The sequence below is a fragment of the Streptomyces sp. ISL-36 genome, assembly GCF_018614205.1.
Taxonomy (GTDB): Bacteria; Actinomycetota; Actinomycetes; order Streptomycetales; family Streptomycetaceae; genus Streptomyces.
In genome coordinates, this window is record NZ_JAGGOS010000046.1 from 26,820 (window position 1) to 39,310 (window position 12,491).

Sequence of the window (12,491 nt, forward strand, 5' to 3'; positions counted from 1 at the left end):
TCGGCCGTTCAACCGAAGGTGAGCACCCCGCGCGCCACACGCCCCTGTTCGGCGTCCTCGGCCGCCATGGCGAAGTCCTCCACCGGATACGTCTCGGTGACGAGTTCGTCGAGGAGGAGCCGGCCCTGCCGGTACAGCTCGGCGTAGAGGGCGATGTCCTTCTGGGGGCGGGAGGAGCCGTAGCGGCAGCCGAGGATCGACTTGTCGAGGAACATCGCGGCCGGCGGGAAGCTCGCCTCGGCGGTGGGCGCGGTCATGCCGAGGAGGATCGCCTGGCCGTGCCGGTCGAGCAGATCGATCGCGGTACGGACGAGGCCGGTGTGGCCGACGCACTCGAAGACGTGGTCGGCGCCGGTGGGCAGGATCTCCCGTACGCCGTCGGTGGAGGTCAGGAAGTGGGTGGCGCCGAAGCGGCGGGCCGTCTCCTCCTTGGCCGGGTTGGTGTCGACGGCGACGATCGTGAGCGCGCCGGCGATCCGGGCGCCCTGGAGGACGTTGAGGCCGATGCCGCCGGTGCCGATGACGACGACGGTCTCGCCGCGGTCGACCTCGGCCCGGTTGAGGACGGCTCCGACACCCGTGAGGACGGCGCAGCCCAGGAGGGCGGCGGAGGTGAGGGGGATGTCGGAGGGGATCTTCACGGCCTGGACGGCCTTGACGACGGTCCGTTCGGCGAAGGAGGAGTTGGAGGCGAACTGGAAGAGACGCTGCCCGCCGGGCCGGGAGAACGGCTGCCCGGGCATGCCGATCGCCTTGCGGCACATGGTGGGGCGGCCACGGTCGCAGTCGGCGCAGGCGCCGCAGTTGGCGAGGGTGGAGAGGGCGACGTGGTCGCCGGGGACGACATGGGTGACGCCGGGGCCGACGGCTTCGACGACGCCGGCGCCCTCGTGGCCGAGGACGACGGGGGCGGGGAAGGGGATCGTGCCGTCGACGACGGCGAGATCGCTGTGACAGACCCCGGCGGCCCGGATACGCACGAGCACTTCACCGGGCAGGGGTTGGCGTATCTCCAGATCGCGCACGACCTGGACCTGCTTGCCGTCGAACACAACACCACGCATGCTTCGTGCTCCTCGTATCCGGGGGCGGTAGGTTCCCTCGCCCCACCCCGTTGTGGGCATTCGTCCCGCTGGGCGGGACGGGTGGGCACACGGGACGGCGCCCTTGCCGGGCCCAGGCTCCCGGTCCGTACGCTGCCCACAGGTGCGGCGCCGTCGTGGGTTGTGCCCACCCGTTCCTCCCCCTAGGGCTCCGCCCTGGGGGGACCCCCACAGCGGAACAGTTGCCCACAACGGAGTGGGGAGAGGGCGGCGGGCGGCGCCCCGGGCCGGGGGGTCCTAGGCGTTCGGGCGGGAGCCTCTCGCTGCCGCCTGGGTCATTTCCTCCAGCCGGGACAGCAGCGGCATCGGGTCCGTCCCCACCGTCCCCGGCAGAAAGTCCGCGATCCGTTCCGGGGTCCAGGACCCCCCCTCCGCATAGCCCGCCCGCAGCTCCCTCGGCTGCGCCCACACCGCGATCTTCGGGCCGGCGATCGTATAGACCTGGCCGGTGATCTTCTCCGCCCTCGCCCGCTCCGAGAGCAGGTAGACCACGAGCGCCGCCACATCCTCCGGCTCGCCGATCTCCTTCAGCTCCATCGGCACGTTCGCCGACATCCGGGTCCGCGCCACCGGCGCCACCGCGTTCGCCGTGACCCCGTACTTGTGCAGCCCCAGCGCCGCCGACCGCACCAGCGAGATGATGCCGCCCTTGGCCGCCGCGTAGTTGGCCTGGGCCACCGAGCCCTGGTGGTTGCCGCTGGTGAAGCCGATCAGCGTGCCGCCGCCCTGCTTGCGCATCACCGCCGAGGCCGCCCGGAAGACGGTGAACGTGCCCTTCAGATGGGTGGCGACGACCGGGTCCCACTCCTCCTCGGACATGTTGAAGAGCATCCGCTCGCGCAGGATGCCCGCCACGCACACGACCCCGTCGATCCGCCCGTACTCCGCGAGCGCCACGTCCACGACCCGCCGGCCGCCGGCCATCGTCGAGATGTCGTCGGCGACCGCCAGGGCCGACCCGCCCGCCGCCTCGATCTCCTTGACGACGGAGAGGGCCACCTCCGAGGTCGGCTCGCCGCCCTCGACGGAGACCCCGTAGTCGTTGACGACGACCTTCGCTCCCTCCGCCGCGCACGCGAGGGCGACGGCCCGGCCGATCCCCCGCCCCGCGCCCGTCACGGCGACGACCTTGCCTGCCAAGAAGTTCCCCACGCCCGGCCCCTTCCCGCATTTTCTGACGGTCCGTTAGATTCACCGTAGAACTGGATTCTACGACCCGTCAGATACTGGAGAACAAGACCCCGGAGGCCCCCGATGTCACTTCCCGCCGAGTTCCACGACATCGCCAAGCGCGTGAACAACTGGGGTCGTTGGGGCCGGGACGACCAGATCGGCACCCTCAACCTGATCACCGACGCGGTGGTGCGGGAGGCGGCGCGGACCGTCATCGCGGGGCGGCGCATACCCCTGGCCCTGGATCTGGAGCAGGACGGCGTGCAGACCGGCATGATCCCCGGCCGGGTCAACCCGCTCCATGTCATGGTCCAGATCAACCAGGAGCTCTTCGGCCCCGGCACGGTCGCCACCAGCGACGACGCCGTGACCTTCGGCCTGCAGGCGGCCACCCACTGGGACGCGCTCACCCATGTCTCCCACTCGGGGAAGATCTACAACGGCCGCCCGGCCGCCACGATCACCCCGCACGGCCGCTCCGAGTACAGCGGCATCCACACCGCCCGTCACATCGTGAGCCGTGGCGTCCTGCTCGACGTGGCCGCCGCCAAGGGCCTGGACCGGCTGCCCGGTGACCACGCCGTCACCCCCGAAGACCTGGACGAAGCGGCGGAATTCGGCCGGGTGACCGTACGGGCCGGTGATGTCGTCCTCGTACGGACGGGGCAGGTCCAGCAGTATCTGGCCGGGGACAAGCACGGGTACGCCTTCCCCTCCCCGGGGCTCTCGATCCGTACGCCTGAGTGGTTCCACGCCCGCGATGTCGCCGCCGTCGCCAACGACACGCTCACCTTCGAGATCTTCCCGCCCGAGATCGAGAATCTCTGGCTGCCCGTGCACGCGCTCGACCTCGTCGAGATGGGGATGCTCCAGGGGCAGAACTGGAATCTGGAAAGTCTGTCCACAGCCTGTGCACAGAGCGGACGGTACGCGTTCCTGCTCTCCGCGATGCCCGAGCCCTTCGTGGGCGGTACGGGCACACCGGTGGCACCGGTCGCGATCCTCTGAACCGGGCGGGAACTCACGGGTGGCGGCGCACTCGCGCGCGCCCCGAGCACGGCACGACACCGCCACCCGACCAACGACCCGTGCTCGTCGAGGGCAGCACGGTCCGCGCGCTCCCTCGGCGTCCCCTCACGACGAATCGCTCACCCCAGGGTGAACAAATCGGCACGAACCGTCAACAGCGCACGGGGGAGACGGTGGCGGAGGAGGTGGCCGCCGGTGGGGCCTGGGGTGTCGTGGGGACCGCGGGCGCCGCACGGTCGACTTCGCACCAGATGCTCTTGCCGGCGCCCTCACGCTGCCAGCCCCACCGGTCTGCGAGGCCGTCCACCAGCTCCAGGCCCCGCCCGTTGGTGTCCGCGCACTCCGCGTGGCGCGGCCGCGGTGGCCGGTCGCTCGCGTCGGCGACCTCCACCCGTACCGTCCCGGCCTCGGGACCGCCACCGCCGAACAGCATCCGCAGCACGGCCGGACAGCCCGTGTGGACCACCGCGTTGGTGACCAGCTCGGAGATGAGCAGCACCAGCGTGTCGGTCAGCGGCTCGTCATCCCCTATGCCCGATCCGGCGAGCCTCGAACGGGCCCACCGCCGGGCGCGCCCCACCTCCGCCGGGTCCGGCCCGACCTCCAACTGAACCTGAAGCACCTGCACCGTTCACACCATCCGAACCGGCGGACACATCGCCTCGCGCCTCACAGCCATCGACGCCCCTACGGAACGTGACTCCCTTGTGAGACAGCATGGTTGACGTACAGTCACCGCAACAAGCGCTTCGGGCATATTCCAGCGCGAAGGAGTACGCATGGTCCATACTGTGCGACGCACGCTGCGGGTAGTCGAACAGGGGGGCGTGCAACGCCTCCACGGGTCGCGAGCGGCGGGCATTCCCGGATCCGGAGCCGCCGCACGGGCGACACCGGGAGCGTCCGGGTCCACAACCACTCGCATCCCACGGAGAGTACCGGAGCGGGACACCGACTCCGGGCCGTGACGACCCGGCCGAAGGACACAACCCGGTATCGACGTTCCGTGACTCCTTACGCCGTTCCGGTGGACGGGTCGAGGAGTGCGGCCGCCTCCATCTCCTCGGCCAGGACCGCCGGGAGCCACCGCTCGGCCCGCACCCAGGCCCGTTTGAGGTGGAGATGGACGTCGGCCTCCCAGGTGAACCCCATGCCCCCGTACACCTGGAGGCAGTCCCTGGCGCAGCGCACGGCCGCCTCGTCGGCGAGCAGCTTCGCCCCTCCCGTCTCCACGGGGTCACCGCTCACGGCGGCAGCGTAGACGGCGGCGCGGGCGACCTCTGTTCGTACGAGCATCTGGGCACACAGATGCTTGACCGCCTGGAAGGCCCCGATGGGCTGCCCGAACTGTGCGCGCTCCCGGGCGTGTTGCACGGCCATCTCAGTGGTGCGGGACGCGCTGCCGAGCTGCTCGGCGGCGGTGAGCAGCGCGGCCTCCATCGGGCCCCAGTCGCCGTCCGGGATCCGGTGCAGGGGCGTGAGGGGGTCGACGGAGACCATGGGCTCGGCGTCCCGCACATCCCCCACCACCACGTCCGCCTCCGCCAGCCACTCGACGAAGGGGCCGCCGGGGGCCGTGACGACCACCTCCCCCTCCGCCGCCCCCGGCACCTCGCCCGCCGCCAGGTGTGTGGCGATCAGCGGTCCCGGCAGCAGCACCCTCCCCGCCTCCTCGAAGACGAGCACCGCCTCGGGCAGGCCGAGCCCCACGCCGCCCGCCTCCTCCGGCAGGCGCAGCGCGAAGAACCCCGCCGCCCCCAGCTCCCGCCACAGCTTCCGGTCCAGTACGCCGCCGGCCTCGACGGCCGCCCGGAGCGCCGCCCGGTCGAAGTGGCGCGCCAGGAGCTCCCGTACCCCTGCCCGCAGCGCCTTCTGGTCGTCCGTCAGCCGGAAGTCCACGACCGGGTCACCGCCCCTTCGGCAGGCCGAGGATGCGCTCGGCGACGATGTTCCGCTGGATCTGGGAGGTGCCGGCGGCGATCGTGTACGAGAGCGAGGACAGCCGGTCGAGGTTCCAGGCGTGTCCGAGGTCCAGCGCGTCGGGGCCGAGGACGGCGGCGGCCGTGTCGTACAGCTCCTGGCGGGCGTGGGAGTAGCGCAGCTTGAAGACGGAGCCTCCGACGCCCGGCACCCCGCCCGTCGCCTCGGCCTCGCTGACGTTCCACTGGGTGAGCCGCCACAGCGCCCGGAACTCGGCGCTCAGCCGGCCCAGCCTGCGGCGCAGCACGTCATCGCCCCAGCGGCCGCCCCGTTGGGCCGCGCGGGCCAGTTCGCCGAGAACGCGGCGGCAGGCGACGACCTCGCCGACGAAGGCGGTGCCGCGTTCGAACGACAGCGTCACCATGGTGACCCGCCAGCCGTCGTTCTCCTCGCCGATCCGGTTTCCGACCGGCACCCGCACCTCGTCGAGGAACATCTCGGCGAACTCGGTGGAGCCGGCGAGGGTCCGCAGCGGCCGGACCGTGATGCCGGGGGCGTCCATGGGCATCGCGAGCCAGGTGATGCCCCGGTGTCTGGCGGCGTCCGGGTCGGTGCGGACGAGGAGTTCGCACCAGTCGGCGACCTCGGCGTGCGAGGTCCAGATCTTGGACCCGGAGACCACGTAGTGGTCCCCGTCCCGTACCGCCCGGGTCCGCAGGGAGGCCAGGTCGGAGCCGGCGTCCGGCTCGCTGAAACCCTGACACCACACCTCGTCCCCGCGCAGCACCGGCGGCAGCCACCGCTCGCGCTGTTCCTTCGTCCCCTCCGCCGCGATCGTGGGCCCGGCGTGCAGCAGGCCGACGAAGTTGGCGCCGACGTAGGGCGCGCCGGCGCGCTCGGTCTCCTCCAGGAAGATCAGCCGCCGGGTCGGGGAGGCGTCCCAGTGGACGTCCGCGTACCCGGCGTCGTACAGCCTGCGCTGCCAGCCGCAGTCGTACGCGCGCCGGGCGGGCCAGTCCCGCGGGTCGGGGCGCGGCGGCAGGGTGGGCAGGACGGCGGCGAGCCATTCCCGCAGCCGCGCCCGGAAGGCCTCCTCGTCCTCGGTGTACGCGAGGTCCATCAGACGATGCCCAGGTCCAGCATGCGGATGGCGTTGCCGCGCATCAGCTTGTAGACGGTCTCGTCGTCAAGGCCCTTGACGTGGTCGAGGGCGACTTCCTTGGTGTGCGGGAAGGTGGAGTCGACGTGCGGGTAGTCGGTCTCGAAGGTGGCGTTGTCCCGGCCCACCACGTCCAGCGAGGCGATGCCGTGCTTGTCGCGGAAGAAGCAGCAGAAGATCTGCCGGTAGTAGTACGTGGACGGGGGCTCGGGGATCAGGTCGCGGACGCCTCCCCAGGCCCGGTGCTCCTCCCACACGTCGTCGGCGCGTTCGAGGGCGTACGGGATCCAGCCCATCTGTCCCTCGCTGTAGGCGAGCTTCAGCGTCGGGAACTTCACCAGGACGCCGCTGAAGAGGAAGTCCATCATCGAGGCCATGGCGTTGTTGAAGGAGAGCGAGGCCTGGACGGCGGGCGGTGCGTCGGGGGACGCGGCCGGCATCTGCGAGGACGACCCGATGTGCATGTTGACGACGGTGCCGGTCTCCTGGCAGACGGCGAAGAAGGGGTCCCAGTAGCCGGAGTGGATCGACGGGAGTCCCAGGTGGGTGGGGATCTCCGAGAAGGTCACGGCCTTGACCCCGCGGGCGGCGTTGCGCCGGATCTCGGCGACCGCCAGGTCGATGTCCCAGAGCGGGATGATGCAGAGCGGGATGAGCCGGCCGCCGCTGTCGCCGCACCACTCCTCGACCATCCAGTCGTTGTAGGCGCGGACGCAGGCGAGGGCGACCTCCTTGTCGTGCGCCTCGGCGAAGGTCTGGCCGCAGAAGCGCGGGAAGGTGGGGAAGCAGAGCGAGGCCTCGACATGGTTGAGGTCCATGTCCTTGAGCCGCTCGACGGGGTCCCAGCAGCCGCGCCGCATCTCGGCACGGGTGATGCCCTCCAGGGTCATGTCGTCGCGTTCGAAGCCGACGGCGGCGATGTTGCGCTTGTACGGGAACTTCAGGTCCTCGTAGACCCACCAGTCGGTGGGCGGGCCGTCCGGGTCCATCGTGATCCGGTACTTCCCGCCGACGTAGGCGAGCTCTCCGATACCGGCGGTGAGCGGCTTGGGCCCGCGGTCGCGGTACCGGGCGGGGAGCCAGGTCTCGAAGAGGTGGGCGGGCTCGATCACATGGTCGTCGACGCTGATGATGCGGGGCAGTTCCGTCATGAACCCACTCCCATGGCTGAAGAGCTTTCTGATGACCCGTCAGATTCCTTCTCTCAAGCTAACGGGTTCCACAAGGCATCGGTAGTGCTGAGTTGCTCGCCGTCGCGATGACGCTTGCCCGCCGCCCGCCCTGCGCCTGCTGCGGGACAGAAGTACGTGGATCGAATACGTGACCTTTCAGGGTCCGGATCGTTGACCGAACGACGGCAACAGAGCTATTTGGAGAATGAGTTGAGCCGGAGACTTCAGCTCGCCGGAGGTGAGACCTCCCGCACGGCGTGCGCACGTGGCGTGCTTCGTCGCGGGTTCGAGGAGAAGACCGGCGAAACACTGGGGCGGGCCGCGATGGCACAGCGGGTCGACTGGTGCGCCGCCCTGGTGTCCGGGATGAGTGCGGAGCTGCTCAACAGTCGCTGGAACACGAGGGACGTGGGCGTGCTGGCGTCGGGTGTGGACGCGCAGGGACACAAACTGCCCTCACATGCATGGATGGCGCTGAGGCGTCTCAACTGGAGAGCAATGGCCCCGCAAGGCGTGAGGGTCAATGACCGGATCGTACGGATGGCGCAGGAGCAGGCCGGACGCCAGCTGCGGTCGGCCGGGTGGCGTGCAGGCCTGACAGCCGGCGTTCTGGCCACGTGGCCCGCCGATCCCGCGAAGCGCACGACCAAGGAGTGGGACGAGGTTCGGGACGCGGCGCCCGGCGGCCGATATCTCCCGTCCAGCGTGATCACGTCCCGCACCCGACAGATCTCCGCCTTCACCCACGAGCACGGTCGGCTGCCTGGCGATCTGTTCGAGCTGGAGACGGCTCCACGAGCAGCGCGGCTGCTGCTGCTTTCGGCATGTGACGCGCAGCAGGCCACCATCGAACGTCACGAGACCGATGCCGATCGGGCGTTGCTGCGCCTCCAGCTCCCCACTCGGCCCGATCCGCAGTCGTACCGGGACTGGACGTGGGTTGCCTGCCCGATCACTCTGCCGCCCACGATCCCGGCCTCGGCGGTGCTGCACCTGCCCACTCTGCGTGTCCGCCTGGGGCAGGTCCGCGTGGATCTCGCCTACAGTCACCCGGTCCCGAAGACGGCCCGGAGCGGTCACAGGGTGGCGCTGGGCGTGGACTGGGGCCTGAACACTCTGCTGACTGCCGGTGCCACCCGGCTGCACAATGACGGAACGATCACCGCGCTCGGCGTCGGCTGCATGTTCCGAGCTGCCGGTGTCCTGGCCAAGCAGCACCGTCTGCGCCGCGAGAGCGAACACCTGCAGGCCAAAGCCGATCACTACCGGCGGCTCACCGGCGAGGACACCAGCCACACCTTGGCGGCCAAACTCAGGGTCTTGAACGGCGAGCTCCGTCGTGTGTCCGATCGGCGTTCGAACCTCAACGCCGCCCTGGCGTGGGCTGCCGCCCGCTGGGCCGTGGACCAAGCCATTACCACCTCGGCCACCGTCATCTACATCGAAGACCTCCGCTCCATGGAGGCGCGGACCATGGGTCGCACGATGAACACCCGCCTCTCCCATCAGGTGCGCGGGAAGATCCGGGAACACATGAGGCACCTCGCCGCCGAGGTCGGCATCCCCGTAGTCACCGTCCCGGCCCGCAACACCTCCAAGCACTGCCCCCAGTGCCTCGTACCGCTACGGCACCGCAAAGCGCCCGACCGACCCGCCACGCCCGGCTGGAAATGGGCCATGTGCCCTGCATGCGGCTGGCAAGGCGACAGAGACCAGGGCGCTTGGCGGCGCATCGCCGCCCGTGGCCTCACCCACCAGGCGGAGACCGTCACCGACCGCGCCACAGGCGCGATGGCGATCCACACGATTGTGGACACCCTCGAGACCCGCGCCGTCGTCACACCGTCCAACGACAAGGCTGGTCCGGACCGGTCCAAGACCGGATCCACCCGGCGACAGGCAACACGCCCCGCGCCCAGGCGACGCAGGGCACCCTCCCCCGCCACCCCTTCGGGGCCGGCGGGCAAGCGTCCGGAGGGACACGCTCACACGGACCGACCCGGGCTGCCCCGAGCGGCCCACCGGAACCAGGGCGTGACGACCATCAGCACACTCACCCCTGGCCACCGTCCAAGAGGAGCGGCATTGGGTGCGGGCTTCCACTGGCACGCCCATGCGACTCCCCCTCGGTGGGGACCCCTCTGCGGGCCCGTCCCCGGTGGAGCACGTGGCTGATGAGAGACGCTATCCCCGCGCCCCTGGACCGACAAGCGGCGGACCTCTACGCTCTCGGCATGATCTGACGTACCGTCAGCTATGAGGAGTACGGGCATGACCGACACCGCACACGCCCTGGGCGAGTCCCGCACCCTCTGGGAGCTCGTCGACCGCCGCGCCGCCCTCACCCCCGACCGGCCCGTCCTGCTCCAGGGCGACAGGACCCTCACCTTCGGCGAGCTGCGCGACCGCGCCGAGCGGTGCGCCGCCGGGCTCTACGGAAGGGGTGTCCGCCCCGGCACCGTCGTCGCCTGGCAGCTGCCCACCCGGATCGAGACCGCGGTCCTCAGCTTCGCCCTGGCCCGCATCGGAGCCGTGCAGTCCCCCGTCATCCCCTTCTACCGGGACCGGGAGGTCGGCTTCGCCCTGCACGAGTCGAAGGCCGAGTTCTTCGCCGTCCCCGGCGTATGGCGCGGCTTCGACCACACCGCGATGGCGCGTCGGCTCGGCGCGCGCGGGGTCTTCGAGGCGTACGACTCCCTGCCCGACGGCGACCCGGCCGTCCTGCCGCCCCCGCCCGCGTCCGGAACGGACGTCCGCTGGATCTACTGGACCTCGGGCACGACCTCCGACCCCAAGGGCGTCCTGCACACCGACCGCTCCCTGATCGCGGGCGGTTCCTGCCTCGCCCACGCCCTGCGGCTGACCGCGGACGACGTGGGCTCGATGGCCTTCCCGTACGCCCATATCGCCGGGCCCGACTACACGGTGATGCTCCTCCTGTACGGATTCCCCGCCGTGATGTTCGAACAGTTCGCGCTACCCGACGCGGTGGCGGAGTACCGCGCGCACGGCGTGACCGTGGCGGGCGGGTCCACCGCCTTCTACTCCCTGTTCCTCGCCGAGCAGCGCAAGCTGCCGCCCGGGGAGAAGCTGATCCCGAGCCTGCGGCTGCTCGCCGGCGGCGGAGCGCCCAAGCCGCCGGAGATCTACCACGCGGTGGTGCGCGAGATGGGGTGCGCGCTCACCCACGGCTACGGCATGACCGAGGTCCCGATGATCACCATGGGCTCACCGGACGACACCGCCGAGAACCTGGCGACGACGGAGGGCCGGCCGCCGGAGGGCATGGAGATACGGATCGCGGAGGGCGGGGAGGTGCGACTGCGGGGCGAGGCCGTGTGCCAGGGCTATCTCGACCCCGCGCAGACGGCCGCCGCCTTCGACGAGGACGGCTTCCTCATCACCGGCGACGTGGGCCATGTGACCCCGAGCGGCCATCTCGTCCTCACCGGCCGGATCAAGGACATCATCATCCGCAAGGGCGAGAACATCTCGGCCAAGGAGATCGAGGACCTCCTCCACGAGCATCCCGCGGTCGGCGACGCGGCCGTCATCGGCCTGCCGGACCCCGAGCGCGGCGAACGCGTCTGCGCGGTGATCGAGCAGCCGCCCGGCGCCCCGGCCCTGACCCTCCCGGCGGTGACGGACTTCCTGCGCGCCGCGGGCCTCTCCGTCCACAAGCTGCCGGAACAGCTGGAGGTCGTGGAGGCCCTGCCGCGCAACGACACCCTGCGGAAGGTTCTCAAGTACAAGCTGCGCGAGCGCTACTCCTGACCGGTCCGGTCCTCCGTCATGAAGTAGCGGGCGAAGGCGGTCACGGCCGCCTCCTCCTCCACCTCTCCCGAGTCGCCGGTCGGCAGGGCGGCGGCGCTGGTGGCCGCCGCCTCCGGGTCGATGCCGAGCGCCCGCAGCGCCCGCTCCACGTCGGCAGGGGTGGGGGCGAGGGCGAGCAGGGCGTGGAGGAAGGGGCGGGCGATCTCCGCGAAGCGCTCGGGGTGGTCGTGCAGTCGCTTGACCGCACCGCCGACGAACTCCTGCTGGCTGACCCGCTGGTCACCGTCGATGTCGGCCATCCCGGCCATGCCCTGCCAGAACGCCTCGGCGCCGGTGACCAGCGCCTGGCCCTTGTCGCAGCGGAAGGACGTGTCGAACTCGGTCAGCAACCGTTTCGCCGCCGTCGTGAAGTCCTCGCGCGAGATGGTCCCGTCGCCGTCCTGGTCGAACGCGGCGAAACGGGAGGCGATCCGGCGCTGGTAGAGCTGCTCGGGTTCCATGGCCATGTGCGGACCTTACGACGCGAGGGCCCCCTATGCCGAGAGGGGCGGAGCGGCCACGCGCCGCGCCGGGGAGGACTGCTCGGGGAAGGACGGGGTGGAAGTCACCTGTCCGGCGAGGGACGTCACGGGCAGCGGCCGTGCCCGCTCGTCGACCGCGTCGGCGGCGTCCGCGTACACGTCGAAGAGCCGCCGGACGCCGAGCGCGGCCAGGACCCGGTTGACGTGCGAGCCCTCCAGGGCGCCGCGCGCGGGCAGCACGAGCCGCAGCCGGCCGCCGCAGGAGCGCATCAGGCGGCGGGAGGCGATCAGCACGCCCACCCCGCTGGAGTCGCAGAACTCGACGCCGGCCAGATCGAGGACCACGTCGTGGCGGCCGCCCGCGACGGCGTCGTGCACGCGTCTGCGGATCAGGGGCGAGGTCACCAGATCCACTTCGCCCTGGACGTGCAGCACGGTCCAGGGGCCTTGCTCGTCTTCGCCGACGTGGAGCGTCACCGATCGCGCCCTTCAAAACGGAGGCAGTGCTTCCTGTCCCCTCCCGCTGCCCCGCGACGGCGGAACGAAACCCTCCGCGTGAAAGGTGGCGCTTTCCCTACCATCCCCGGCCGGTCGGGGGCGCACTTGTCACAAAGGAGAGTGCTCCGTCGGTACGGCGCAC

The 12,491-nt window shown here is 71.0% G+C and carries 10 protein-coding genes and 1 pseudogene; 3 read left to right on the forward strand and 8 right to left on the reverse strand.

The features are described 5' to 3' along the window. Positions 1-8: 8 nt before the first annotated feature. The gene (locus J7E93_RS12145) at positions 9-1,064 is read right to left on the reverse strand and encodes a Zn-dependent alcohol dehydrogenase (RefSeq protein WP_215068363.1); all 1,056 of its coding nucleotides are present in this window, start codon (positions 1,062-1,064) and stop codon (positions 9-11) included. A 276-nt stretch (positions 1,065-1,340) separates the two neighbouring features. Next, complete coding sequence (locus J7E93_RS12150) at positions 1,341-2,255, reverse strand: SDR family NAD(P)-dependent oxidoreductase (protein WP_215068365.1); 915 nt, start codon at positions 2,253-2,255, stop codon at positions 1,341-1,343. A gap of 102 nt (positions 2,256-2,357) precedes the next feature. On the opposite strand from J7E93_RS12150, the gene J7E93_RS12155 reads away from it, so the two are divergent. Continuing rightward, entirely contained in the window at positions 2,358-3,284 is a 927-nt protein-coding gene (locus J7E93_RS12155) for a cyclase family protein (protein WP_215068371.1), read from the forward strand. 172 nt (positions 3,285-3,456) lie between these two features. On the opposite strand, the gene J7E93_RS12160 is transcribed toward J7E93_RS12155, so the two are convergent. From J7E93_RS12160 to J7E93_RS12175, 4 genes are all read right to left on the reverse strand, one after another. Then, entirely contained in the window at positions 3,457-3,933 is a 477-nt protein-coding gene (locus tag J7E93_RS12160; RefSeq protein WP_215068373.1) for an ATP-binding protein, read from the reverse strand. Positions 3,934-4,319: 386 nt separating this feature from the next. After that, on the reverse strand, positions 4,320-5,204 hold the full coding sequence (locus J7E93_RS12165; RefSeq protein WP_215068375.1) for an acyl-CoA dehydrogenase family protein: 885 nt from the start codon (positions 5,202-5,204) through the stop codon (positions 4,320-4,322). A 7-nt stretch (positions 5,205-5,211) separates the two neighbouring features. Next, positions 5,212-6,345, reverse strand: a complete 1,134-nt coding sequence (locus J7E93_RS12170; protein ID WP_215068377.1) for an acyl-CoA dehydrogenase family protein — start codon at positions 6,343-6,345, stop codon at positions 5,212-5,214. Continuing rightward, on the reverse strand, positions 6,345-7,535 hold the full coding sequence (locus tag J7E93_RS12175; protein ID WP_215068379.1) for an amidohydrolase family protein: 1,191 nt from the start codon (positions 7,533-7,535) through the stop codon (positions 6,345-6,347). Before J7E93_RS12175 ends, J7E93_RS12170 begins: the two co-directional genes overlap by 1 nt. Before the next feature lie 291 nt (positions 7,536-7,826). On the opposite strand from J7E93_RS12175, the gene J7E93_RS12180 reads away from it, so the two are divergent. Together J7E93_RS12180 and J7E93_RS12185 are read left to right on the forward strand one after the other, a co-directional pair. Further along, the gene (locus tag J7E93_RS12180) at positions 7,827-9,731 is read left to right on the forward strand and encodes a zinc ribbon domain-containing protein (protein ID WP_308368397.1); all 1,905 of its coding nucleotides are present in this window, start codon (positions 7,827-7,829) and stop codon (positions 9,729-9,731) included. Between the two features lie 96 nt (positions 9,732-9,827). After that, positions 9,828-11,330 carry a class I adenylate-forming enzyme family protein gene (locus tag J7E93_RS12185; RefSeq protein WP_215068381.1) on the forward strand — a complete coding sequence of 501 codons (1,503 nt, stop codon included), beginning with the start codon at positions 9,828-9,830 and terminating at the stop codon, positions 11,328-11,330. Here the strand turns inward: J7E93_RS12185 and J7E93_RS12190 are convergent. Next, on the reverse strand, positions 11,321-11,836 hold the full coding sequence (locus tag J7E93_RS12190; protein WP_374105377.1) for an EF-hand domain-containing protein: 516 nt from the start codon (positions 11,834-11,836) through the stop codon (positions 11,321-11,323). The two genes, J7E93_RS12185 and J7E93_RS12190, sit on opposite strands and share 10 nt — an antisense overlap. A 126-nt stretch (positions 11,837-11,962) precedes the next feature. Continuing rightward, a pseudogene (locus J7E93_RS37000) lies at positions 11,963-12,328 on the reverse strand (STAS domain-containing protein); the annotation flags it as partial. Positions 12,329-12,491 lie beyond the last annotated feature (163 nt).

Excerpts from the sequence above, each read along its gene's own strand:
- J7E93_RS12170 (WP_215068377.1), bottom strand. The coding sequence starts at position 6,345 with ATGGACCTCGCGTACACCGAGGACGAGGAGGCCTTCCGGGCGCGGCTG.
- J7E93_RS12175 (WP_215068379.1), bottom strand. The coding sequence starts at position 7,535 with ATGACGGAACTGCCCCGCATCATCAGCGTCGACGACCATGTGATCGAG.
- J7E93_RS12155 (WP_215068371.1), top strand. The coding sequence starts at position 2,358 with ATGTCACTTCCCGCCGAGTTCCACGACATCGCCAAGCGCGTGAACAAC.
- J7E93_RS12185 (WP_215068381.1), top strand. The coding sequence starts at position 9,828 with ATGACCGACACCGCACACGCCCTGGGCGAGTCCCGCACCCTCTGGGAG.
- J7E93_RS12190 (WP_374105377.1), bottom strand. The coding sequence starts at position 11,836 with ATGGCCATGGAACCCGAGCAGCTCTACCAGCGCCGGATCGCCTCCCGT.
- J7E93_RS12145 (WP_215068363.1), bottom strand. The coding sequence starts at position 1,064 with ATGCGTGGTGTTGTGTTCGACGGCAAGCAGGTCCAGGTCGTGCGCGAT.